Source organism: Kitasatospora sp. MAA19, assembly GCF_029894125.1.
In the GTDB taxonomy this organism is placed as follows: Bacteria; Actinomycetota; Actinomycetes; order Streptomycetales; family Streptomycetaceae; genus Kitasatospora.
Genome location: NZ_JARXYZ010000026.1, coordinates 86978 through 111004, shown reverse-complemented (window position 1 = coordinate 111004; position 24027 = coordinate 86978). Strand labels below are relative to the sequence as shown.

The window sequence follows — 24027 nt, the reverse complement described above, 5'->3', positions numbered from 1 at the left end:
TTCCAGGAGCACCTCGACCAGCAAGGTATCCAGCGCTTGCGTTCCTGGCGAGCCGTCAGCTGACGCCGTAGCGACCAAGATCCCCGACAGAGTCAAGACTAGGGCGTGTTTGCAAAGTCGCGTCGGACCAGGCCGCGGCGGTGGGCGCCCGGCTGGGCGTGCGCCGGGATCGTCCTCGTACTGGACGTACTTGGGCGATTCGGGCGTGCGTCCAGGCGGGATGCCCGGCGCCGCGGACCCGGCGGGACTTTGCAAACACTAGGGCCGGTCCGGCCCTGGTCAGTCCGCCAGCCCCAGCGGGTCCGGTGAGGTGTCGAGCAGTTCCGGGCCGTTGGCGCGGACGCTGTTGACGGCGGTGGAGACGGCCCGCACCCGCAGGGCGCCGTCGGCGGGGCGGCGCAGCAGGTGGTGGAGTTCGCCGGCGTCGGTGAGGTCGGGGGCGAGCCAGGCGGACAGGTCGTCGGGGGCGATGGTGAGCGGCATCCGGTCGTGGACGCGCCCGGCGCTGTCGGTGGCGTCGGTGGTGATGACGGTGGTGGTGGCGAGCCAGGCCGCCGGGTCGTCCTCGGGCCGGGTGCGGTCGCGCCAGAACTCGTAGAGGCCGGCCATCAGCATGACCGAGCCGGTGCTGAGGAAGTACGGCTGCTTGTACTTCCTCCGGTCGGCGGTGGCGGGGACCTCGCGCCACTCGAAGTAGCCGTCGGCGGGGATGACGCAGCGCCGCGTGGTGAAGGCCTTGCGGAAGGCGGGCTTGAGGTGCACCGTCTCCGAGCGGGCGTTGATCATGCGGGCCCCGCCGGAGGGGTCCTTGGACCAGGACGGCACCAGGCCCCAGCGCAGCGCGCGCACCTGCCGCGACAGTTCGCCGGTCTCCCGGTCGACGCGCTCCAGGACGGCGGGCACCGGGTCGGTGGGCGCGACGTTCCAGCTCGGGGCGAAGGACTCGGCCGGATCCCAGCGGAGCTCCCCGAGCAGGGCGGCGAGGTCCTGGGGCGTGGTGGTGGAGACGAAGCGACCGCACATGCCCCCCACCCTGCCACCTCCCTCGGACAGCCGCTCAGCCCGCCGGGTGGCGGCCCGGGGTGTGGCCGAAGGTGCGGCGGAAGACGTCGATGAAGGCGCTCGCGGAGGACCAGCCGCAGCGGTGCGCGACCGCGGTGACGGGCAGGCCCTCGGCGAGCAGCACCAGCGCGTGGTGCAGCCGCAGCTGGGTGCGCCACTGGGGGAAGGTCATGCCGAGGTCGGCGCGGAACAGCCGGGAGAGCGTCCGGTCGCTGGCGCCGACCGCCCGGCCCAGCTCGGCGAGGGTGCGCGGGTCGGCCGGGTCGGCCTGCAGGAGGTCGCAGAGCGTGCGCAGCAGCGGGGTGGTGGGGGTGGGCAGGTGCAGCGGCTGAAGGGGCGAGGCGCGCAGCTGGTCGAGCAGGACGCCGCGCAGCCGGGCTCGTTCGGGGCTGTCGTCCTCGGGGGCGCGGGTGTAGGCGACGATCAGCTCGCGCAGCAGCGGCCCGACGGCGAGGACGGTCGGCTGGTCCAGGGCGAGCGGGTTCTCGGTGGCGGGCAGCCCGACCAGGTGGAGTTCCAGCTCCCCGTGGGCCTGGTGGGCGTGCACGGTGCCGGCCGGGACCCAGATGGCGCGGGTGCCGGGGGCGACCCAGGAGCCGGCGTCGGTGGTGATGGCCAGGACGCCCCGGGCCGCGTAGGCGATCTGGTGGTCGTCGTGGCGGTGGGCGTCGATCCCGGCGCCGGACGCCAGCCGTTGGGTGCGGGTCGGGGCGACGGGGTCATGGCGGATTGTCGGCATCACCTGTCAGATTATCGGAAGCCCGACAGGTGGCGGTGCGCCGAACATGGCGGCATGCCGACCAGCACACCTGACAATCCGCCGACGAGTACACCCGGCACCCCGGACGGAACGCCTGCCGAGCCGCACCGCACACCCGACGGGCTGAGCGGAACACGCGGCAGGCCGCACGGGACTCCCGGCAGGCGGAACTCCTCGATCACCCTGCTGTCCGTCGGACACGCCTGTGTGGACGTCTACCAGGGCGCGGTGGCCGCCCTGGTCCCGTTCTTCGTCGCCGAGCGCGGCTACGGCTACGCCGCCGTCTCGGGCGTGGTGCTCGCCGCCTCGCTGCTCTCCTCGGTGGCGCAGCCGCTGCTCGGCGCGATCACCGACCGGCGGCCGCTGCCCTGGCTGCTGCCCGTGAGCACGCTGGTGGGCGGTGCGGGCATCGCGCTCAGCGGGGTGAGCGGCTCGTACCCGCTGACCCTCGCCTTCGTGGCGCTGTCCGGGGTCGGGGTGGCCGCGTACCACCCGGAGTCCGCCCGGGTGGCCCGGCTGGCCGCGCGGGACGGCCACCGGGGGATGGCCTGGTTCTCGCTGGGCGGCAACCTGGGCTTCGCGGCGGCCCCGCTACTGGTGACCGTGGTGGTCGCGGGCGGCGGCCTGCGGCTGACCCCGCTGCTGGTGCTGCCGGCGCTCGCGGGCGCCGCACTGTGCCTGCCGGTGCTGCGCGAACTGGAGCGGCGGCGCGCCGCCGGGACCGGACCGGCACCGGTGACGGGGCCCGACGACCGGGCCTCCTTCGTCCGGCTGTCGCTGGCCGTGGTGTGCCGCTCGATCGTCTTCACCGGCCTGAGCACCTTCCTCTCGCTGTTCGCCACCCAGCGCGTCGGCGGCGGTACGGCGGCGGGCACCGCGGCGCTGGCGGTGCTGTACGCGGGCGGCGCGGTGGGCTCGGTGCTGGGCGGCGCCCTCGCGGACCGCTGGGGCCGGGTCGCGGTGGCGCGCTGGTCGTACCTGGTCGCGGCGGTGGCCGTGGCGGGCGTGCTGCTGGTGCCGGGCCCGGCGCTGTACGGGTGCGTGGCGCTGACCTCGGCGGGCCTGTACGTGCCGTTCTCGCTGCAGGTCACGCTGGGGCAGGACTACCTGCCCTCGCGCATCGGCACCGCCAGCGGGATCACGCTGGGGCTGACCGTCAGCATCGGCGGCCTGGCGAGCCCGCTGATCGGCGGCCTCGCGGACGCGACCTCGCTGCGCACCGCCCTGCTGCCGCTGGTGCTGATGCCGGTGCTGAGCTGGCTGCTGTTCCGCACCCTGCCGGAGCCAGCCGCGCCAGCCGCGCCGGTCGCGCCGGTCGTGCCCGAGGACCGGTCGGCGGCCGCGAAGGCGGGGGGTTGACGACGGACTCGCGGACCCCTGGACACCGCCGTGAGCGGTGGGGCCAGGGGTCCGGAGGGTCCGGTCAGCGGCTCAGGACGCGACGCTCCAGCCCTGCCCGGCGGCGGCGCCGTCGGCCGGGTCCGTGGTCACGGTCGAACCCGCCGTGCCGCTCCCGGCGTTGAGCGCCAGGCCGGTGGCGACGTTGGTGACGGTGAGCGCCCCGGTGGCGCTGTTCTGGGTGACCCGCCACTCCTGCGAGGGGTTGCCGGGCGAGTAGCTCAGCAGGGAGGCGCTGTTGCCGGGGGAGGTGCCGGCGGTGAGCACGGTGTGTGCGTGGGTGGCGGTGGCGCAGTTGTCGCTGATCCGGACGGTGCCGTCCGGGTTGGTGGTGAAGGTCCACTGCTCGGAGGTGTGCGTGGGCCACCAGGTGTTGACGTCCGCGACGGCGCCCAGCGGCGCGCTGCAGGTGCCCGCGACCTCCAGGACCAGGCCGCCGCTGCCGCCGGGGCTGAGCGCGTGGTAGCGGCCGTCGTCGACCACGGCGGTCGGGACGGTGGTCGGCTGCGCGCTGAGCCGGTACAGCGCCACGCCGTGCGGGGCCACCGTGGTGCCGAGCGTGCCGGTGACGGTCGAACTCGCGCCCGTCCACAGCTCCTTGGCGGTGTAGCCGGGCCCGGTGAGCCCGAGTTCGCCCAGGCTGGTGTTCACGGCGTGGCTCGCCGCCGGGTCCTGGTTGACCAGCAGCACGGCGGTGTCGCCGTTCGCCAGCTGCCGCTTGAGGACGACCGGCGCGGTGGCGTTCGCGGGCTTGGCGCCGACCAGGGTGGCGGGCTTGGCCAGGGAGTCCTGGTCGATGCCGATGACGTCGCGGTTCTTCAGGACCGCAAGGCTCGCCGCGTCGATCCCGGTGGACCAGGTGTGCCCGTCCGCGCTGTGCTGCGACTGGGCGGCGGTGCGCAGGTCGGCGCCGGAGATCAGCGGGGCGGCGAGCATCGCGAGGACCGAGGTCTCGGTGCGGGACTCGTCGTCGGTGAACGGCTTGTGGCAGGTGCAGGTGTCGGTGGTGCCCCAGAGGCCGAAGACGTCCTGCCAGCCGGTGAACATCATGTCGAGGTCGTTCCAGCTGCCCGGGCGCACGTTGCCGGGGTACTGCAGCGCGGTCTGCAACTGCCCGTTCCAGAGCACCCCGTCGAGTTCGCTGTCGCGGTCGCCGCCGATCCGGCAGAGGTTGGCGACCTGACCGCACCAGATGCCGGTCGGCGCGTAGCCGGGGGCCTGGAACGGCGCGGTGCCGGCCGCCTGGATCACCGGGTCGGTGCGCGCCGGGTCGTCCGCGGCGAGCAGGTACGGGACGCCGGTGTGGACGGGCTGGGCGGAGACGCTGAGGGTGACCTTGGGCCGGCCCTGCGCGGCGGAGGCGGCGTCGAGGGCGTGCTGGAAGGTCTGGACCCGGGCGTAGACGGAGCGGGTGAGCTCCTTGCCCTCGCCCTGGGTGCCGTAGCCGTGCCCGTCCGGCCCGGTGATCGGCGGGCCGTACGGGCAGTCGTCGTACTTGACGAAGTCGACGCCCCAGGAGACGAAGTCGGCGGCATCGGTGGTCTCGTGTCCGAGGCTGCCGGGGTGCATCTGGCAGGTCAGGTAGGTGTCGGTGCCGTACAGGCCGAACTTCAGGCCCTTGCTGTGCGCGTACTGGGCGAGGTACGCGATGCCGTTGACGGTCCGTCCGTTGACGGTCTGCGAGGGGAAGTGGTCGGGGCGGGGGACGAGGTGGCCGGAGGTGGGGTCGTTGCCGGTGCCGTCCGTGCCGGCGACCGGGTTGCCGGCGGCGTCGTAGAGCTGCATCGAACCGTACGAGGTCCGCACGATGTCGCTGCTCTGGCCGTCGCGGTGCCACAGCGACCAGCCGTCGTCGATGGTGACGGTGTCGTAGCCGGCCGCGACCAGGCCGTTGGCGGCCATGAAGTCGATGGTCTGGACGACCTGGTCCTCGGTGACCTCGGTCCCGAGGGAGTTCCAGGAGTTCCAGCCCATCGGCGGGGTGAGGGCGTTGCCGTTGCCGAGGGCGGCGGCGGGGGCGGCCGCACCAACGGTGAGGGCACCGAGGCCGGTGGTGGCGAGGGCCAGCGCGAGCAGGGGTGCCGCGAGGCGGTGGGGGATGTGGCGCATGCGCGCTCCTGGGGAGTGGGGGGAGGGGTGCTGCATCGGGCAACTCGTGGGCACGGCCGGTCGGTTGGGGGCGGATCGGCCGTGGGGCGCGCCCGGGGTCAGCCGGTGACGGCGTCCGGGGGTCAGTCGAGGACGGCGGCGGTCGAGGTGTGTCCGGGGGCGACGGTGACGGTGGCGTAGGTGTAGGTCACGCCGTCGACGGTCGTGGTGCGGGTGGGCCGGGCCTTGCCGTCGACGGTGAGTCCGTCGTGCCGGCCGGTGAAGCGGGCCTCCCAGGTGAGCGGGGCGCGTCCGGTGTTGGTGAGGGTGCTGCCGCGGTGGCCGTCGTGCCGGACGGTGACCGAGCCGGTGCCGACCGGGATGTCGGCGACCTGCAACCAGCCCATCGAGGCGGGTAGTTGGGAGGCGGTCACCAGGGTGCCGGCGGCGGCGTCGGGCTGGACGCCGAGCAGGCCCTGCACGGTCTGGCTGAGCAGGGTGAACGGGACCTCGGGGTAGTCGCCGTTGAGCATCCGGCCGCTCGCGTGGAGCTGGTCGACGCCCTGGTAGATCTGCCGCATCCACTTCCAGGCGGTGTCGCCGTCGTGGTTGGCGAAGAAGGCGTCCGGCAGGTAGGTGAAGGCCTCCAGGTTGGTCGAGCGCTGCGGGCCGGAGTCGGCGGCGTCGATCGCGGCGAGGAGGCCGTCGCGGCGCGGGCCCGGGTCGAGCAGCTGCTTGACCGGCATCAGCACGCTGGACTCGTAGCCCCAGCCGGTCACCGGCTTGCCGGTGGTGTCGTAGCCGTGCACGACCTCGCCGGGCTGCTGCGGGTCCACGCTCCAGGTGGTGTTGACGTACGTGCGCAGCGCGGTGGCGGCCCGCTGGTAGCCGGTGGCCGCGGCGGTGTCGCCGTGCGCGGCGGCCAGGGTCGCGGCGGCGAGGTACGCCTGGTACTGGGCGCCGAGGGCATCGCCGGCCTCGGCGTAGGTGCTGGTGGCGTTCTCGGCGTAACTGGCGGTGCCGGCGAAGATGCTGCGGCTGGTGGCCTGCGGGACGGGGATGCCGCCGTTGTCGACCGGGCCGGGGTGCTGGGCGATGAAGGGGCCGAGGGTGTTGCGGACGTAGCCGCTCAGCGTGGGGTCGTCGGCGTAGTCGCGGTCGCCGGTCCACCGGTAGGCCTCGCCGGCCTTCTCCACCAGTTCGAACGGCGCGGGCAGCTCGCGGACGAAGCGGTCGGGGCCGCGGTAGTCGATGCTGCCGTACGTCTTGGCGTCGAAGTTGAGCGCCCAGACCGGGTAGAGCTTGTTGACCTCGGTGGCGGAGGCGGCGAAGCCGCGCAGCATGGTCTTGTTCTCGGCGTCCAGGCCGAGCAGGTGGGCGCCGACCAGCTGGTGGGCGAAGTCGCGGCTGTAGAAGTCGGAGCGGAACGGGTAGCCGGCCCAGTAGGTGGTGTCGTAGGTGGTGGTGCCGGTGCCGCCGGGGTTGTTCTCGTCCATGTCGAGCACGCCGGTGGTGCCGGCCTGCTGCACCCAGCTGTTGGCCTTGGTCTTGGCCCAGTCGAACAGGGCGACGACCTCCGGGTCGGAAGAACTGATCTGCGGGTCCCTGGGGGCGGACGGGGCGACGGCGGTGTCGTCCACGTTGACCCAGCCGGTGGGGGAGGAGCCGATGGTGAGGGTGAGCTGGTCGCCGGCCGCGACGCGCACCCGGGGCAGCGTGTACTTCGCGTAGGTGGGCTGCTCGGGCAGGGTGGTCGAGCGGACCACGGTGCCGTTGACGCTGACCGCGAAGGTGCCGCCGGCGCCGCCGGTGGCGATCCAGGCGGACAGGTCGTAGCTGCCCGCGGTGACGGCGGTGACCTGCTGGCTGATCCGGTAGCCCGGGCCGGCGTCGAGGTAGGCGAGGCGGGTGCCGCTGTGCGGGTTGTTGGTGGCGACGCCGGTGTGCGCGGTGAGGGTCCAGCCGTCGGTGCCCTGTTCGAAGCCGGGGTCGGTGAGGGTGAGCGGTTCGCTGCGGGTGAGGGTCCAGCGGTGGGCGGGCCGGGCGTCGCAGTGCCGGCGGTCGGAGGCGGTGTTCGGCTCGGATGCGGTGTCCTGCTCGGGCGCTGCGTTCCGCTCGGGCGCCTCCGCCGTGGTGAGACAGGCGCCGTGCGCGGCCAGGGTGTAACTCCCGCCCGGCGCGGGGGAGATGGTGAAGGTCCCGGCGGCGGGTTCGGTGTCGCAGTCGGCGGTGCCGGGTCGGCGCCCGGTGCCGTCGAGGGTCAGGCAGCGCCCGCTCGCGGCGTTGACCAGCCGGTAGCCGTCGGTGGTGCGGCGCAACTGCCAGCGCTGGCTGAGCAGTCCCTGGCAGGCCGCCCCGACGACGGGCGTGCCGGCCGCCGACTGCGCGTACTGCGGGCCGAGGCAGCCGCCGTCCAGGGCGGCGCCGATGGCGTAGCCGCCGCCGTCGACCAGTGGGGCCGCGCCGGCCGCCCGGGCCGGGCCCGCGCCGACCGCCTGGACGGCGAGGACGGCCAGTACCGCGAGGCCCGAGGGCAGGGCGCGGACGGGTCGGCGGTGCGGGGCGCGGCTGGGGGGCATGGCGGTTCTCCTGTCGGGCGGGTGGCTGGGGCGTGACCGGGGTTTGAACGTTCAAATCCCTGGGCTGCGAGGCATCATGCGTATGACGGGTGACATGTGGTATTTCACATGCTCGTCCGAGTCCCGTCAACGGTCGGCGCACGGTCGGCTGCTTCGGGGTGAGCGCGAAGGTCCACTGTGCCTTTCGTACCCCCGGGGGTATCATCGACATCGTTCGGAGATGCCCCGCCCCGTATCGGCCGTCGAGGCCGTGCGCTGGCACCTATACCAGTGGGGGTATCGAGATCGCGCTGCGGCGCCCGGCGCCACCCGGGCCTGTCCAGCCAACGGCTCTGTCCCGTATCCGGTGGTAACGGGCTGTGATTCAGGCGAGGAGGATGTGGTGGCGGAGGAGCTTGAATCCGGCTCTGCCGTGCATCTGTCGCATGATCCTTTTGGTGCGGGTGTTCACGACCGCCGATCCCTTCAGCGGGCGGCCCTGACGAGAGCGACCAACGCCCATGGGTTACTGGTCATGCGCACATTCAAGGGAAGGAGACATCGCCGGGACGTATGCGTTTTTCGATAGGCTGACGACAGGCTCCGGTGCGTAGCATTGGTACATGCGTGTCTTGATCGTCGAGGACGAGCTGTACATGGCAGAGGCCATCCGTGACGGGCTGCGCCTGGAGGCGATTGCGGCGGACATCGCCGGTGACGGCGACACCGCCTTGGAGTTGCTGAGCGTCAACGCCTACGACATCGCCGTCCTCGACCGCGACATCCCCGGCCCCTCCGGTGACGAGATCGCCGAACGGATCGTCGCGGCGGGATCGGGCATGCCCATCCTCATGCTCACCGCCGCCGACCGGATCGACGACATGGCCTCCGGGTTCGGGCTCGGTGCCGACGACTACCTCACCAAGCCGTTCAAGATGCGTGAACTCGTCCTCAGGCTCAGGGCGCTCGACCGCAGGCGCGCGTACATCAGACCGCCTGTGCGGGAGATCGCGGGCCTGCGGCTGGACCCCTTCCGTCGCGAGGTCTACCGCGACGACCGTTACATCGCACTCACCCGCAAACAATTCGCCGTGCTCGACGTGCTCGTCGCCGCCGAAGGCGGCGTCGTCAGCGCCGAGGAACTGTTGGAGCGGGCCTGGGACGAGAACGCCGACTCGTTCACCAATGCCGTACGCATCACGGTCTCGACTCTGCGTAAACGCCTCGGTGAACCTCAGATCATCGCCACCGTGCCCGGCGTCGGATACCGGATCACTACCCAGGCGGACATCAGGCGTGAGGGCAATGCGGGCGCCTAGAACACCAGGCTTGAGCGTCCGCCTCAAATTCGCCCTCAGCTATGCGGGCTTCGTCATGCTCGCGGGCGTGCTGATGCTGGCCACCGTGTGGGTATATCTGCTGCGCGGCCTGCCCAGTGCAGCGAGCAGCCCTAACGGGCTCGTGCCCATCCGCACCATCGTGCTGCACGCCTACGCTCCGGCGGCGGCCGGAGTGCTGGCGCTCCTGCTGGTGTTCGGCCTCCTGGGAGGCTGGCTGCTCGCCGGCCGAATGCTCGCCCCGCTGACCCGCATCACCGACGCCACCTCCATGGCCGCGAACGGGTCGCTCTCCCACCGGATCGAGCTGGAAGGCCGCGAGGACGAGTTCCGCGAGCTGGCCGACGCCTTCGACACCATGCTCGCGCGCCTCGAAGCGCACGTCACCGAGCAGCGGAGGTTCGCGGCCAACGCCTCCCACGAGCTGCGCACCCCGCTGGCGATCACGAAGGCCCTTCTCGAAGTGGCTTTCAACGACCCGGCGCGAGACTCGGGCGAGCTGTTCCGACGCCTCAACAACGTCAATGCCAGGGCGATCGACCTCACCGAGGCGTTGCTCCTGCTCAGCCGTGCCGACCAGCGATCCTTCACCCGGGAGCCCGTCGACCTGTCCCTGAACGTCGAGGAGGCCGTCGAGACGCTGCTTCCCATGGCGGAGAAGCACGGCGTAACCATCGAGGCCTCGGGCGACATCACCCCGACCATCGGCTCCCGCGCGCTCCTGCTGCAGATGACAGTCAATCTCATCCATAACGCGATCGTCCACAACCTGCCCGGTCGGGGCATCGTGCGGGCAACGACCGGCATCCATCCCGGAAGCGTGACGCTCACCGTCGAGAACACCGGCGAGATCCTCTCAGCACAGCTGGTCTCGACCCTCACCGAGCCCTTCCAGCGCGGCACCGAACGCATCCGCCATGACCACGCGGGCGTCGGCCTGGGCCTGGCCATCGTCAAGAGCATCGTCGAAGCGCATGACGGAACCCTCACCATCGCCCCGCGCCCCGGAGGCGGCCTCCACGTCACGGTGCGGCTGCCGACCGCCCCTCCGCCGGCCCGGCCCGTGAAACCGATCACGTAGCCAGCGTGGACGTGACTCTGTGTTGTCGGCGATCGGCGGCGACGAGTAGAACTCGCTTGCGGAGCAGGGGATGTCCGGCACGACCTGCCATCTGCCGCTTCAGGAGCTTGATGTTCGTGACTCTGCCGAGGACGCCCGGACCGCGGCTCTGGAGACGGTGTCCGGCGTGGTCGGCCGCGTGAAAGCCTGCGCGGCGCTGGGCGTCAACCGGGCGACCTGGTACCGCCACCACCGGAAGTCCCCGCCCCCGCCGAGGCCGGTCCGGGAGTGCCGGCCGCGTCCGAAGGCGCTCACGCCCGCCGAGCGCGAGCGGGTGGTGGCCAAGCTCAACGGCGACCGGTTCAAGGACACGGCACCCGCCGAGGTCTACGCCACGTTGCTGGACGAGGGCGTCTACCTGTGCTCGGAGTCCACGATGTACAGGATCTTGCGCAAGCGCGGCGAGGTCCGCGAGCGGCGCCGGCAAGCGACCCACCCACCGTGCAGGAAGACCGAGTTGATGGCCAGCGCCCCCAGCCAGGTCTGGTCCTGGGACGTCACCAAGCTGCGAGGCCCGCACAAGTGGGTCTTCTACTTCCTCTACACGATGATCGACATCTACTCCCGCTACACCGTGGGCTGGATGGTCACCACGTGCGAGAGCGAGGAACTCGCCAGGTGCCCGGTAGCCGCGTCCAACTCGGGGCAGCGGGCCAGGATTTCCTTCAGCTTGCGCTGATCCTCGCCACGGATGCGGTCAGGGTTGCGCTTGATCAAGCCGGTCACTTGGCGCACTCCCGGTGACCTCGGCGGGGGCGGGTCGTCGGGTGTGAGTCGGAAACCAGTCAGCAGGGTTCGTCCCGCCCACTGATGCACCCCGCACTCAAGGACTCACCGACATCGACCGGTGAGTCCTTCTGCTTTCCGCTCCCTATATTCCCCAGTTGGTTCATTTCGCGACGCTGAGGAATTTTCGAGATCGGAATCAGGGGCCGTGTCCAAGTGTCGGAAATGCTCGCTTGGACACCGACTCGTGGACAGCGAGTCCGATCAGCACCATGGACCTGCGGACTTCGGTGACGTGGGAGAGGGGATGTCCGTATGGTCATGATGCCGTCCAGCAGGGGGGCGCAAAGGGCCGGCGGAGGCGACGATCCCGAGCCGGCCAAGCTCCGCCCTGAAACGCCACGCAGGGTGCTCGCCTACTTTCGCCCGCATACCGGCAGAATCGCACTCTTCGCAATCGGCGCCGTCCTGGAGTCGCTCATCGTGGTGGCGACTCCGCTGTTGCTCAAGCAGATCGTCGACGACGGGATCCTCAAGGGCGACTCCGGAGAGGTCACCCTGCTGGCCTGCCTCACCGCGGGGCTCGCCGTCCTCGACGCGCTACTGCAGCTGGTGCTCGCCTACCTCGCCGGGAGGATCGGGCAGGGGGTCAGCTACGACGTCCGGATCCAGGCGATCGAGCACGTCCAGCGGCTGCCGGTCGCATTCTTCACCCGCACCCAGACCGGTGTGCTGGTCGGACGGCTCCACACGGATCTGATCATGACGCAGCAGGCGTTAAGCCAACTGCTGATGGCGCTCCCCAGCGTGATCGGGGTCGTCCTGGTGATGGCCGAGCTGTTCTACCTGTCGTGGATCGTCGCCGTCATCACGCTGGTGCTGATCCCGCTGTTCGTCGTTCCCTGGGTGTACGTGGGGAGAGTGACACAGCGGTACACCAGGCAGTCGATGGAGGTGAACGCAGGCCTGGCCGGCCTCCTCCAGGAGCGGTTCAACGCTCAGGGGGCGATGCTCTCCAAGCTCTTCGGCCGTCCGGACGAGGAGATGGACGAGTACGAGGACCGGTCGGAAAGGCTCCGCAGGGCCGGCGTGAGCGTCGTCGTCTACGGCCGGATGGCCTTCGTCGTCATGATGCTGATCGCCGCGCTCGCCACGGCGCTCACCTACGGGGTCGGCGGCGGCCTCGTGCTCTCCGGGGCCTTCCAGCTCGGCACGCTGATAGCTCTCGCCGCCCTGCTCGGGCGGCTGTTCGGGCCGATCACCCAGCTGTCCGGGATGCAGGCGAACGCGTTGGTCGTCCTGGTGAGCTTCGACCGGCTCTTCGAGCTCCTCGACCTGAAGCCGCTGATCGAGGAACGCCCCGACGCCGTCACGCTCACGCGGAACACAGCCCCGGAGATCGAGTTCGAGGACGTGTCGTTCCGCTATCCGGGCGCGGACGAGGTCTCGCTGCCGTCGCTGGAGCAGAACGTGCGTGGCGGAGGGGATCGAGGGGAGACGGCGCCGGAGGTCCTGCGCCACGTGAGCCTGCGTGCGCCGGCCGGGACCATCACCGCACTCGTCGGCCCGTCCGGCGCGGGGAAGAGCACTCTCACCCACCTGGTGTCCCGGCTGTACGACCCGACCTCCGGCACCGTCCGTGTCGGCGGACACGATCTCCGGGACCTCTCCGTCGGCTCACTCCGCGAGGCGGTGGGCGTGGTCAGCCAGGACACCTACCTCTTCCACGACACGATTCGGGAGAACCTTCGTTACGCCCGTCCGACCGCCACCGAGGACGAGTTGATCGAGGCGTGCAAGGGAGCCCAGATCTGGGACTTGATCGAATCCCTCCCGAAGGGGCTCGACACCGTCGCGGGAGACCGCGGCTACCGGCTGTCGGGCGGGGAGAAGCAGCGACTGGCCATCGCGAGGCTGCTCCTGAAGGCGCCCTCGGTCGTCGTGCTCGACGAGGCCACCGCTCACCTGGACCCCGAGTCGGAGGCCGCCGTCCAGCGGGCTCTCAGGACCGCGCTGCGCGACCGCACCTCCCTGGTGATCGCCCACCGGTTGTCCACGATCCGTGAGGCCGATCAGATCGTCGTGATCGACGACGGAGGCGTCCGGGAGCGCGGGACGCACGAGGAGCTGCTGGCCGAGGCCGGTCTCTACGCGGAGCTCTATCACACGCAGTTCGCCGAGTCGGGCGGCGTCGGAGCCGCGCCCGAAGGCAACGGGGCCGGGCCGGTCCACCAGATGGTTCCTGAAGGGGGACGATGAATTCCGCAGCGCTGGCCACGCCGACGGTGCCGGAGCTGTTCGCCCGCCAGGCGGAGCGGACGCCCGACGCGGTGGCCGTAGTTGATGGGGACCGGGCGCTGACCTACCGGCGGCTGGACGAGCTCGCGGGCCGGCTGGCCGGGCGGCTGATCGGTCGGGGCGTCCGCCGCGGCGACCGTGTGGCGGTCCTGATGGAACGCTCTGCGGACCTGGTGGTGACGCTGCTCGCCGTGTGGAAGGCGGGAGCGGCGTACGTGCCGGTGGATGCCGCCTATCCCGCGCGGCGGGTGGCGTTCATGGTCGCGGACTCGGGGGCGTCCCTGGTGGCATGTTCGGCCGCGGCGGGCGACAGCGTTCCGGAGGGGGTCGAGTCGATCGTCGTCACGGACGACGTTTCGGGCGACGCGTCGACGGTCCCGGTGTGTCCGGGGGACCTGGCGTACGTGATGTACACCTCCGGGTCGACGGGAATCCCGAAGGGAGCGGCCGTCCCGCACAGGAGCGTCGCGGAGCTGGTGGGGAACCCCGGTTGGGCGGTGGACCCCGGTGATGCAGTCCTCATGCACGCGCCGCACGCCTTCGACGCGTCCCTTTTCGAGATATGGGTACCGCTTGCCTCGGGCGCCCGCGTGGTGATCGCCGAGCCGGGCGCAGTGGACGCCCGGCGTCTGCGGGAGGCGGTCGCCGCCGGCGTGACGAAGGTGCACCTGACCGCGGGGAGCTTCCGCGTGCTGGCGGAGGAGTCGCCGGAATCCTTCGCCGGCCTCCACGAGGTGCTGACGGGCGGCGACGTGGTGCCCGCACCCGCGGTGGAGAAGGTGCGAAGGGCGGTCCCCCGAGCGCGGATTCGGCACCTGTACGGACCGACGGAGACGACGCTGTGCGCGACGTGGCACCTGCTCCAGCCGGGCGATGCGCTGGGTCCCGCGCTGCCGATCGGCCGTCCGCTTCCGGGGCGCCGGGCTCAGGTGCTCGATGCGTCGCTGCTGCCCGTGCCTCCGGGTACGGTCGGCGACCTCTACCTTTCCGGCGCCGGCCTTGCGGACGGCTACCTGGACCGGGCGGCACTGACGGCGGAGCGGTTCGTGGCGGATCCGTCCGTACCCGGCGGCCGGATGTACCGGACAGGGGATATCGCCCGGTGGACTGCCGACGGCGAGCTGCTGTTCGCGGGCAGGGCCGACGACCAGGTGAAGATCCGCGGGTTCCGGATCGAGCCGGGTGAGATCGAGGCCGCGCTGACCGCGCAGCCGGATGTCCACGAGGCCGTCGTGGTGGCGGTCGACGGCCGCCTGATCGGCTACGCGGTGACGGACGTGGACCCCGTCGTCCTCCGTGAGCGTCTCGGGGCGATGCTGCCGGAGTACATGGTCCCGGCTGCCGTGATCACGCTGGACCGGCTTCCGCTCACCGGCAACGGCAAGGTGGACCGGGCGGCGCTGCCCACGCCCGTCTTCGGGGGGAATGCCGGGGGCCGCGAACCCGCCACCGAGGCGGAGCGCGTCCTGAGCGGACTGTTCGCCGAGCTGTTCGGCCTGGACCGGGTCGGTGTCGACGAAAGCTTCTTCGCCTTGGGCGGCGACTCGATCTCCGCGATGCGGCTGGCGGTCCGCGCGGCCACGGCCGGTCTGCTGGTGACGCCCTCCCAGATCTTCGAGGAGAGGACCCCCGCACGGTTGGCGGCCGCAGCGCGTCCTGTACCCGCCGACGCCCCCGACGCCCGTCCCCTGATCGCTCTCACCGCGGAGGAGGAGAGCGAGCTGGCGATCGCCGTACCGGGTGCCGAGGAGGCTTGGCCGCTCGCCCCGCTCCAGGAGGGGCTGCTCTTCCAGTCGACCCTCGAAGAAGAGGGCGTCGACATCTACCAGGCGCAGTGGATCCTGGAGCTGAACGGTCCGCTGGACGTGGCCCGGCTCCGGGTCGCGTGGGAAGCGGTCTTCGCACGGCACGCCGAGCTCCGGGTGAGTTTCGTACGGCTCGCGTCGGGGAGGACGCTCCAGGCCGTCGCCGGACACGTCGTCCTGCCCTGGCGGGAGGTCGACCTCACGGGCGTGAGCGACGCCGAGGCGGCCGTCGAGGCCCTCGCCCGGCGGGAACAGGAACAGCGGTTCGACCTGGCCGCGGGCCCGTTGTTCCGGCTGCTGCTGGTCCGGATCGGCGAGGACCGGCACCGCCTGCTGGTCGTCCACCACCACATCCTGACCGACGGCTGGTCGGTGGCGGTCATCCTCAACGAGGCGGCCGAGGCGTATGCGGTCGGCGGCCGGCTCCCGGAGCGGATCGGCGCGGCATCCTACCGGGACTACCTGGCCTGGCTGGATCGGCAGGACAAGGACGCGGCACGCGCGGCCTGGCAGGCGGAGTTGTCCGGCCTCGACGGGGACGCGTCGATCGCGAGGACGGCCGCCGGGACGGGATACGAGTACCGCATCGCCCACGTCACCCCGGAGCTCTACGCCAGGCTGACGCAGGTGGCCCGTGACCACGGGCTGACGCTGAACACGATGATGCAGGGCGCGTGGGCAATGGTGCTGGCCCGGCTCGCGCGGCGCACCGAGGTGGTGTTCGGCACCACGGTCGCTTGCCGTCCCGCAGAGCTCCCGGGGGTGGAGTCGATGCCCGGGCTCATGATGAACACCGTGCCGGTCCGGGTATCGCTGGACGGCGGGCAGACGGTCTCCGACCTGCTCACCGGTCTGCAGCAGCGGCAGGCGGCCCTGATCCCGCATCAGCATCTGGGACTGCCCGAGATCCAGAGAGCGGGCGGGCCGGGTGCGAAGTTCGACACGCTGCTGGTGTTCGAGAACTATCCGCGGGACTTCGCCGACCAGTTCACGTACCTGGGCACGGTCGAGGGCACCCACTATCCACTGACCCTCGGCATCATCCCGGGGGACCAACTCAGGATCCAGCTCGCCTACCGGCACGGGCAGATCGAGGAGACCGTCGCCGAGTCCGTGCTGGGGTGGTTCGTCGGCGCCCTCGGCGCGATGGCCGCTGACCCTTCCGGGCTGGTGGGGCGGGTCGGTGTGGCCGGGGGCTGGGTGGGCGACTCGGACGCGGCGCTGGCGGTGGGGGAGTCCCTGCCGGTGCTGGTGGCGCGGGTCGTGGCGGAGCGGCCGCACGCGGTGGCGGTGGTGGACGGCGACGGCGAGCTGACCTTCGAGCGGCTCTGGGAACAGGCATCGGCGCTCGCCGCCGTGCTGAGGGCCCGTGGGGCCGGACCGGAGTCCCGGGTGGGCCTCGTCGTGGGGCGGTCGGCGTGGCGGGTGGTCGGGATGCTGGGGGTGTCGCTGGCCGGAGGCGCGTTCGTTCCGGTGGATCCCGCGTATCCGGCCGAGCGCGTGCGACTGCTGCTGGGAGACGCGGATCCCGCGCTGGTGGTGTGCGACGGGAAGTCGCGGGACGCAGTGCCTGAGGAGTTCGCTGACCGGTCGGTGGTGATCGACGAAGTGGATCTCGCGGCGGGCCCGGATGCGGTGCCGCCGCAGGTGGGGCCGGACGACGCGGCGTACGTGATCTATACGTCGGGGTCGACGGGAACTCCGAAGGGGGTCGTTGTCCCCCACGCGGGTCTGGGGAATCTGGCGGCGGCACAGATCGACCGGTTCGCCGTGTCGCCGTCGTCACGGGTCCTGCAGTTCGCGGCACTGGGCTTCGACGCCACGGTCTCGGAGGCGCTGATGGCGTTGCTCTCGGGGGCGACGCTGGTGATGGCGCCGGAGCGGGACATGCCGCCGCGGGTGTCGCTGGCCGAGGCACTGGAGCGGTGGGACGCCACGCATGTGACGGTTCCGCCGTCGGTGCTCGCCACGGCCGACACGCTGCCGGCGGGGCTGGAGACGGTGGTGGTGGCGGGGGAGGCATGCCCGTCGGGCCTCGCGGATCGCTGGTCGGAGGGACGTCGGCTGATCAATGCCTACGGGCCGACCGAGGCCACGGTGTGTGCTGCGATGAGCATGCCGTTGACGGCGGGCCGGGACGTGGTCCCGATCGGGGCACCGATCGCGGGAGGCCGCTGCTACGTACTGGACGCGTTCCTCCGGCCGTTGCCGCCGGGGATCACCGGCGAGCTGTACGTGGCGGGGATAGGGGTGGCCCGTGGCTACCTGGGCCGTGTGGCGCTGACGGCGGAGCGGTTCGTCGCCGATCCTTTCGTCTCCGGTGAGCGGATGTACAGGACGGGAGACCTGGCCTGTCTGACGAGCCGCGGTGAGCTGGTGTTCGCCGGGCGGGCCGATGACCAGGTGAAGCTCCGTGGGTTCCGGATCGAGCTCGGCGAGATCGAGTCCGTCCTGTCCGGCCACCCGCGGGTTGCTCAAGCGGCGGCGGTTGTCCGGGACGACCGCCTCCTGGCCTATGTGTCGCCGGCCGAGGTCGATCCGCACGCGGTGCGGGAGTACCTCGCCTCCCGGCTGCCCCAGCACATGGTGCCCGCTGTGGTGGTGCTGGAAGCGCTGCCCACCACCCCGAACGGGAAGATCGACCGCAGCGCGCTGCCCAACCCCGATCTCACGGCCGGGACCGTCGGTCGAGAGCCGGTCACGGAGCACGAACGGGCGCTGTGCCGGCTGTTCGCCGGGGTGCTCGGCCGGGAGCGGGTCGGCGCGGACGACAGCTTCTTCGCCCTGGGCGGAGACTCGATCACCGCCATGCAGCTGGTGGCGCGGGCGCGGCGGGAAGGACTGGCCCTCGCCGCGCAGGACGTCTTCGGGCTGAAGACGCCGGAGGGACTCGCGCGGCTGGTGGCGGAATCGCCGCTGCCGGAACGCGCCCGGCCCGCGACGGTCGACGGTGCGGGCGAGGTGCCGTGGACGCCGGTGATGAGAATGCTGGGCGACGGGATCGCCGGTGCGGGATTCGCGCAGTGGGTGGTTGTGGGCGCGCCCGTGGACCTGGGCGAGGGGGTCCTGGCCGCCGCGCTGGCCGCCGTGGTGGATACGCACGACATGCTGCGAGCACGCGTGGAGCAGGGACGCCTGATCGTAGGCGACCGCGGCTCCGTGGACACGGCCGGTCAGGTCCGGCGAGTGGGCCTTGACGGAGGCTCGCTGGACGAGGCCGTGGCAGGCGCGGTGCGGGACGCAGTGGGACGGCTGGACCCGCAGACGGGCGTGATGGTGCAGGCGGTGTGGGTGGACGCCGGGCCGGGTCGGGTGGGCCGACTGGTGCTGGCGGTGCACCATCTGGCTGTCGACGGAATGTCGTGGCGAGTCCTGGTACCGGATCTGCGGGAAGCCTGCGAGGCGGCTGCGGCGGGACGGACTCCTGCGCTGGAGCCGGTGGCAGTGCCGTTCCGGCAGTGGGCGCGCCTGCTGGAGGAATGGGCGGCCGCGGCGGAACGGGTCGGCGAACTGCCGGCGTGGCAGGCGATCCTGGGCCAGGGGGACAGGCCGACCGGCGGGCCGGAGGTGAGCACGGGGAGCGTGCGCTCACGGTCGTGGGCGATGTCGGGAGCCGAGGTGTCGGCGCTGCTGGGACGGGTTCCGGCGCTGTTCTTCTGCGGGGTCCACGAGGTGCTGCTCGCGGGTTTGGTGGGGGCGGTGGCGCGCTGGTCCGGCGGTCGTGTGGTGCTGGTGGATGTGGAGAGTCATGGCCGTCATGCGGTCGGCGGGCTGGATCTGTCCCGGACGGTCGGCTGGTTCACCAGCGTGCATCCGGTGCGACTGGACACGTCGGGGATCGACCTGGCGTCCGGGGATCTGCTGAAGGCGGTGAAGGAGCAGTCGCGGGCAGTGCCCGGTGACGGGCTCGGTCATGGGCTGTTGCGTCATCTGAATGCCGAGACGGGACCGGTGCTGGAGGCCATGCCGGCACCCCGGATCGGATTCAACTACATGGGCCGGTTCGTCGTGGGCCAGCAGAACGACGTGGCGGAATGGCAGCAGGCCGGAGACATCGGCGGTTCCCTGGATCCGGCCATGGCACTGCCGCATGCGCTGCAGGCCGATGCGGTCGTCCGGGAAACGCCCGAGGGCCCGGAACTGACGCTCATGGTGAGCTGGCCGGCCGGCCTCTTCGAAGAGGCCGAGACCGAACGGTTCGGCCGGATGTGGTGGGACGTGCTGTCCGGCCTGGCCCGCCTGGCGGACGATTCCTCCGCCGGGGGACACACCGCGTCCGACTTCGACCTCCTCGACCTCGATCAGGACGAGATCGAGGGTTTTGAGGCAATAGCGGCGCACTTCGGCGGAGGCCAGGAATCGTGACCAAGTCGACCACGTCCCCCGGATCGGCGCTCGCGGAGATCTGGCCGCTGTCACCGATGCAGGAGGGAATGTTCTACCACTCCTCCCTCGACGACGAGGCCCCCGACATCTACGTCATCCAGCAGTCCCAGATCATCGACGGGCCGCTGGACACGGAGCGGTTCCGGAGGTCCTGGCAGGCCCTCCTCGACCGGCACGCGACGCTTCGGGCGTCCTTCCACCGGCGGAAGTCCGGAGAGACGGTCCTGCTCATTCCCCGGGAGGCGGAACTCCCTTGGACCGAATGCGACTTGTTCGGCCTGGCCGAGGAGGACGCGCTCGCCGAGGCGACCGTGATCGCGGAGAAGGAGCGCGCCAGGGGGTTCGATCTGACGCGGCCTCCGCTGCTGCGGCTGACGCTGATTCGGCTCGCTCCGGACCGGCACTGTCTCGTGACGACGAGCCACCACCTGCTCATGGACGGGTGGTCGCGGGCGATCCTCGAGTCGGAACTCCTCGAGGTCTACGCGGCCGGCGGCGTCGTGTCGGGTCTGCGGTCAGTGGCCTCCTACCGGAACCATCTGGCGTGGCTGGGGCGGCAGGACAAGGACGCCGCCCGGGCGGCATGGCGCGCGGAGCTGTCCGGCGCCGACGGATCGGCGCTCAGCATTCCCGAAAGGCCCGGCCGGGCTCCGGAACTGCCGGTCCGGAAGGTGATCCGCCATTCGCCGGCCTTCACCTCCGCCCTGGTGGAGTTCGCCCGCGGCCACGGGCTGACGCTGAACACCGTGGTGCAGGGCGCGTGGGCGCTGGTGCTGGCCCGACTGGCGCGCCGCCGGGACGTACTCTTCGGCGCGACGGTCTCCGGGCGTCCGGCAGACCTGCCGGGCGCGGAGGGCATGGTGGGGTTGTTCATCAACACCGTGCCGGTGCGCGTGCGGTTGGACGGAGCTAAAACGGTCCTGGAGACGCTGACGGAGCTGCAGGAGCGGCAGTCCGCGCTGATCGCGCACCAGCATCTCGGGCTCCCGGAGATCCAGAAGCTCGGAGGGGCGGGCCTGGACACGATCGTGGTGTTCGAGAACTACGTCGATCCCGCGGCGGGCTCGAAGTCCCCGCGCGATCTGAGCCTGACCCTGCGGGAGTTCCACCAGGCGTCCCCCTACGCGATCACCCTGGGCGTCATGCCGGGCGAGAGCATCGAGACCGAGATGCAGTACCAGCCGGGGATGGTCGATGCCTCGGTCGCCGAGGCTGCTCACCACTGGCTCGTTCGAGCCCTGGAACAGATGATCGCGGAGCCGGGCACGCCGGTGGGCCGCCTGGACCTGGTGAGCGACGCCGAACGTGAGCTGGTCGTCGATCGGTGGAACGAGACGGGCGACCCGATCGCCGCGCCGACGGCGGTGGACCTCTTCCTCCGGCAGGTGGAGAAGGCTCCGGACGCGACGGCGATGACGGCCGGGGGCCGGGACTGGTCGTACGCGGAGCTCGACGAGTGGTCGGGCCGGCTGGCGCGGGTACTGAAGGACCGGGGCGTGCGACGTGGCGACCGCGTCGGTGTCCTGCTGGAACGTTCGCCGGACGTGCCGGCGGCATGGCTCGGGGTGTGGAAGGCGGGGGCGGCGTTCGTGCCCGTCGATCCGGACTACCCGGCGGACCGGGCCGCGTTCATGTTGTCCGACGCCGCGGTCGCCGCGGTGGTGTGCTGTGCGGGAACCGCGGCCGCTGTGCCCTCGGGCCATGAGGTCATCATGATGGACGCCGCCGTCGACGGTGAGACCTCGCTGGTCCCGATCGGGGCGGACGATCTGGCGTACGTGATGTACACGTCGGGATCGACCGGGGCGCCGAAGGGCGTCGCCGTCCCGCACGGCGGCGTCGCGGCCCTGGCGGGAGACCCGGTGTGGGGCGTCGGAGCGGGCGACTCCGTGCTGATGCACGCGCCGCACACCTTCGATGCGTCCTTGTACGACCTCTGGGTGCCGCTCGTGTCCGGTGCGCGGGTGATGCTCGCCGAGCCGGGCGTGGTCGACGCGGAGCGCCTCGCTGCTCAGGTCGCACAGGGCCTCACCTCGGTGAACATCACGGCGGGCCAGTTCCGGGCGCTGGCGCAGGAGTCGCCGGAGTCGTTCTCAGGGTTGCGCGACGTGCTGGCGGGCGGCGACGTGGTGCCGCTCAGCGAGGTGGAGCGGGTCCGGCGGGCCTGCCCCGAGCTGGTCGTCTGGCACACCTACGGTCCGACGGAGACCACCCTGTGCGCGACGTGGAAGGCGATCGAGCCCGGCGACCGGCTGGGGTCGCTCCTGCCGATCGGCCGCCCGCTGCCGGGCCGACGGCTGTACGTGCTGGATGCCTTCCTGCGTCCGTTGCCTCCGGGCGTCGCGGGCGATCTCCACATCGCGGGCGCAGGGGTGGCGCAGGGCTATCTGGACCGTCCGGGGCTGACAGCGGAGCGGTTCGTCGCGGACCCGTTCGCCTCCGGTCAGCGCATGTACCGGACGGGCGACGTCGCGTACTGGACGGACGAGGGCGAGCTGGTGTACGTCGGGCGGTCCGACGACCAGGTGAAGATCCGCGGCTACCGGGTCGAGCCGGGCGAGGTCGAGGCGGTGCTGGCCGAGCGGCCGGGCATCGACCAGGCCGTCGTGGTGGCACGCGAAGGGCGCCTGATCGGCTATGTCGTGTCCGGCAGCGACATCGATCCGGAACGGCTGCGCGAGGACATCGCCAGGGCGCTGCCGAGCTACATGGTGCCGGCGGCGGTGATGGTCCTGGACGCGCTGCCGGTGACGGCCAACGGCAAGGTGGACCGGGCGGCGCTGCCGGACCCCGACTTCGGCGGACGCGTCACCGGCCGGGAACCGGCCACCGACGCCGAGCGGGCGCTGTGCGCGCTGTTCGCCGAGGTTCTCGGCCTGGAACGGGTCGGCGCGGACGACAGCTTCTTCGAGTTGGGCGGAGACTCCATCACCTCGATGCAGCTGGCGGCGCGGGCCCGTCGGTCCGGAATGGCCTTCGGCGCGCGCGAGGTGTTCGAGCACCGGACCCCGGCGGGAATCGCCGGGATCCTCGACCTGGACGGCGATCCGGCCGAGTCGCCCGATCCGGCCGAGGGTACGGGAGACGTCGCCTGGACGCCGATGATGAAGGTGTGGGGGACGGGACCTGCGGCGCAGTGGGTGACCGTCGGCGCGCCCGGCGATCTGTCGGTGGACGCGCTGGCGGCCGGGCTGAGTGTGGTGATCGACGCTCACGACATGCTACGGAGCCGGATCGTCGAGGCAGACCGGAAGCCCCGGGTGGTCGTGTCCGGCAGGGGCGCGGTGGACGCCGCGCATCTGGTCGAGCGGGTGGAGGCGAACCCCGGGGACCTCGATGACGTCGCGGAGCGGTGTGCTCGGGAGGCGGCCGCGCGGCTGGATCCTGCCGCGGGTGTGATGGTCCGTGCGGTGTGGGTGGACGCGGGACCCGGCCGTGTCGGACGGGTCGTGCTGGCGGCGCATCCGCTGGCGGTCGACGCGTGGTCGTGGCAGATCCTGCTGCCGGACCTGAAGGCTGCCTATGAGGCCGTCGCCGCGGGCAGGGAGCCGGTTCTCGACCCGGTGGACGTCTCGTACCGGGGATGGGCGGCCGCATTGGCGGAGCAGGCGACCGCCACGGCACGCGTCGCGGAGCTGACCGCGTGGACGGGGCTCCTCGACGGAGCGGAGCCACGGCTGGGCGAGCCCGGCGCCGGCCATGCCGCGGGACGCCGATCGTGGATCCTGCCGAAGGACCGCGCGGGTGCGCTCGTGGAGCAGGTCCCCTCGGCCTTCCACTGCGGTGTCCACGAGGTGCTGCTGGCAGGCATGGCAGGCGCGGTGGCACGCTGGCGCGGAGGCCACGTGCTGCTGGTGGACGTGGAGAGTCACGGCCGTCACCCGGTCGGCGGGATGGATCCGTCCCGGACGGTGGGCCGGTTCACGAGCGTGCATCCGGTGCGGCTGGACGTGGGCGGGACCGATCCGGCCTCCGGGTCGTTGCTGAAGGCGGTGAAGGAGCAGTCGAGGGCGGTGCCCGGCGACGGACTCGGCTACGGGCTGCTGCGATATCTGAACAGCGAGACGGGATCGGTGCTGGAAGCCTCACCGTCGCCTCAGATCGGATTCGCCTACCTGGGCCGGTCCGCCACGGGCGAAGTGCGGGAGTGGCAGCGGTCCGGAGGCATCGGCTGTTCATCGGACCCCGATACGAGGCCGTCGCACGCGCTGGAAGCCGAGGCGGCCGTCCGGGAACTGCCGGACGGCCTGGAACTGGCGCTCGCGGTGAGTTGGCCGGCCGGTCTCTTCCCGGAGGCCGAGATCGAACGGTTCGGCCGGCTGTGGCTGGACGTGTTGTCCGACCTGGCCCGCCTGGCGGGTGATCCTTCCGCCGGAGGGTACACCGCGTCCGATTTCGACCTCCTCGACCTGAACCAGGACGAGATCGAGGAACTCGAAGCCGAGTTTGACGACGACCTTTAAGCCGTTTGCTGGATCGAGGGAGATAT

General features: G+C 71.7%; 11 protein-coding genes. 7 read left to right on the top strand and 4 right to left on the bottom strand.

Annotated features, from left to right (window positions below; translation table 11 throughout):
• Positions 1-279: 279 nt before the first annotated feature.
• Together P3T27_RS30455 and P3T27_RS30450 are read right to left on the bottom strand one after the other, a co-directional pair.
• A complete protein-coding gene (locus P3T27_RS30455) occupies positions 280-1023 on the bottom strand; it encodes an SOS response-associated peptidase (protein WP_280684286.1) in 744 nt (247 codons plus the stop codon).
• A gap of 34 nt (positions 1024-1057) precedes the next feature.
• Positions 1058-1801: a helix-turn-helix transcriptional regulator gene (locus P3T27_RS30450; protein ID WP_280684296.1), complete on the bottom strand. Its 744-nt coding sequence runs from the start codon at positions 1799-1801 to the stop codon at positions 1058-1060.
• A 54-nt stretch (positions 1802-1855) separates the two neighbouring features.
• Here P3T27_RS30450 and P3T27_RS30445 point away from each other — a divergent pair, with 54 nt between their 5' ends.
• Positions 1856-3181 carry an MFS transporter gene (locus P3T27_RS30445; protein WP_280684284.1) on the top strand — a complete coding sequence of 442 codons (1326 nt, stop codon included), beginning with the start codon at positions 1856-1858 and terminating at the stop codon, positions 3179-3181.
• 72 nt (positions 3182-3253) lie between these two features.
• On the opposite strand, the gene P3T27_RS30440 is transcribed toward P3T27_RS30445, so the two are convergent.
• The gene (locus P3T27_RS30440) at positions 3254-5329 is read right to left on the bottom strand and encodes an RICIN domain-containing protein (RefSeq protein ID WP_280684282.1); all 2076 of its coding nucleotides are present in this window, start codon (positions 5327-5329) and stop codon (positions 3254-3256) included.
• A gap of 122 nt (positions 5330-5451) precedes the next feature.
• Positions 5452-7887, bottom strand: coding sequence for an RICIN domain-containing protein (locus P3T27_RS30435; RefSeq protein ID WP_280684280.1), 2436 nt, complete (start codon positions 7885-7887; stop codon positions 5452-5454).
• A 602-nt stretch (positions 7888-8489) separates the two neighbouring features.
• Between P3T27_RS30435 and P3T27_RS30430 the strand changes: the two genes are divergently transcribed.
• From P3T27_RS30430 to P3T27_RS30405, 6 genes are all read left to right on the top strand, one after another.
• Positions 8490-9185 (top strand): response regulator transcription factor, encoded by a 696-nt coding sequence (locus tag P3T27_RS30430; RefSeq protein ID WP_280684278.1) that lies wholly within the window; start codon positions 8490-8492, stop codon positions 9183-9185.
• Positions 9186-9195: 10 nt separating this feature from the next.
• A complete protein-coding gene (locus P3T27_RS30425; protein WP_280684276.1) occupies positions 9196-10284 on the top strand; it encodes a HAMP domain-containing sensor histidine kinase in 1089 nt (362 codons plus the stop codon).
• 70 nt (positions 10285-10354) lie between these two features.
• Positions 10355-11002, top strand: a complete 648-nt coding sequence (locus P3T27_RS30420) for a DDE-type integrase/transposase/recombinase (RefSeq protein ID WP_280684274.1) — start codon at positions 10355-10357, stop codon at positions 11000-11002.
• Positions 11003-11364: 362 nt separating this feature from the next.
• Positions 11365-13308 (top strand): ABC transporter ATP-binding protein, encoded by a 1944-nt coding sequence (locus tag P3T27_RS30415; RefSeq protein ID WP_348534152.1) that lies wholly within the window; start codon positions 11365-11367, stop codon positions 13306-13308.
• Entirely contained in the window at positions 13305-19517 is a 6213-nt protein-coding gene (locus tag P3T27_RS30410) for a non-ribosomal peptide synthetase (RefSeq protein ID WP_280684271.1), read from the top strand. Before P3T27_RS30415 ends, P3T27_RS30410 begins: the two co-directional genes overlap by 4 nt.
• Entirely contained in the window at positions 19514-24001 is a 4488-nt protein-coding gene (locus P3T27_RS30405) for an amino acid adenylation domain-containing protein (RefSeq protein ID WP_280684269.1), read from the top strand. The genes P3T27_RS30410 and P3T27_RS30405 overlap by 4 nt, the downstream gene beginning before the upstream one ends.
• Positions 24002-24027: the final 26 nt, after the last annotated feature.

Coding starts and splice junctions, on each gene's coding strand:
- P3T27_RS30455 (WP_280684286.1), bottom strand. CDS start 1,023: ATGTGCGGTCGCTTCGTCTCCACCACCACGCCCCAGGACCTCGCCGCC.
- P3T27_RS30450 (WP_280684296.1), bottom strand. CDS start 1,801: ATGCCGACAATCCGCCATGACCCCGTCGCCCCGACCCGCACCCAACGG.
- P3T27_RS30445 (WP_280684284.1), top strand. CDS start 1,856: ATGCCGACCAGCACACCTGACAATCCGCCGACGAGTACACCCGGCACC.
- P3T27_RS30440 (WP_280684282.1), bottom strand. CDS start 5,329: ATGCGCCACATCCCCCACCGCCTCGCGGCACCCCTGCTCGCGCTGGCC.
- P3T27_RS30435 (WP_280684280.1), bottom strand. CDS start 7,887: ATGCCCCCCAGCCGCGCCCCGCACCGCCGACCCGTCCGCGCCCTGCCC.
- P3T27_RS30430 (WP_280684278.1), top strand. CDS start 8,490: ATGCGTGTCTTGATCGTCGAGGACGAGCTGTACATGGCAGAGGCCATC.
- P3T27_RS30420 (WP_280684274.1), top strand. CDS start 10,355: ATGTCCGGCACGACCTGCCATCTGCCGCTTCAGGAGCTTGATGTTCGT.
- P3T27_RS30415 (WP_348534152.1), top strand. CDS start 11,365: ATGGTCATGATGCCGTCCAGCAGGGGGGCGCAAAGGGCCGGCGGAGGC.
- P3T27_RS30410 (WP_280684271.1), top strand. CDS start 13,305: ATGAATTCCGCAGCGCTGGCCACGCCGACGGTGCCGGAGCTGTTCGCC.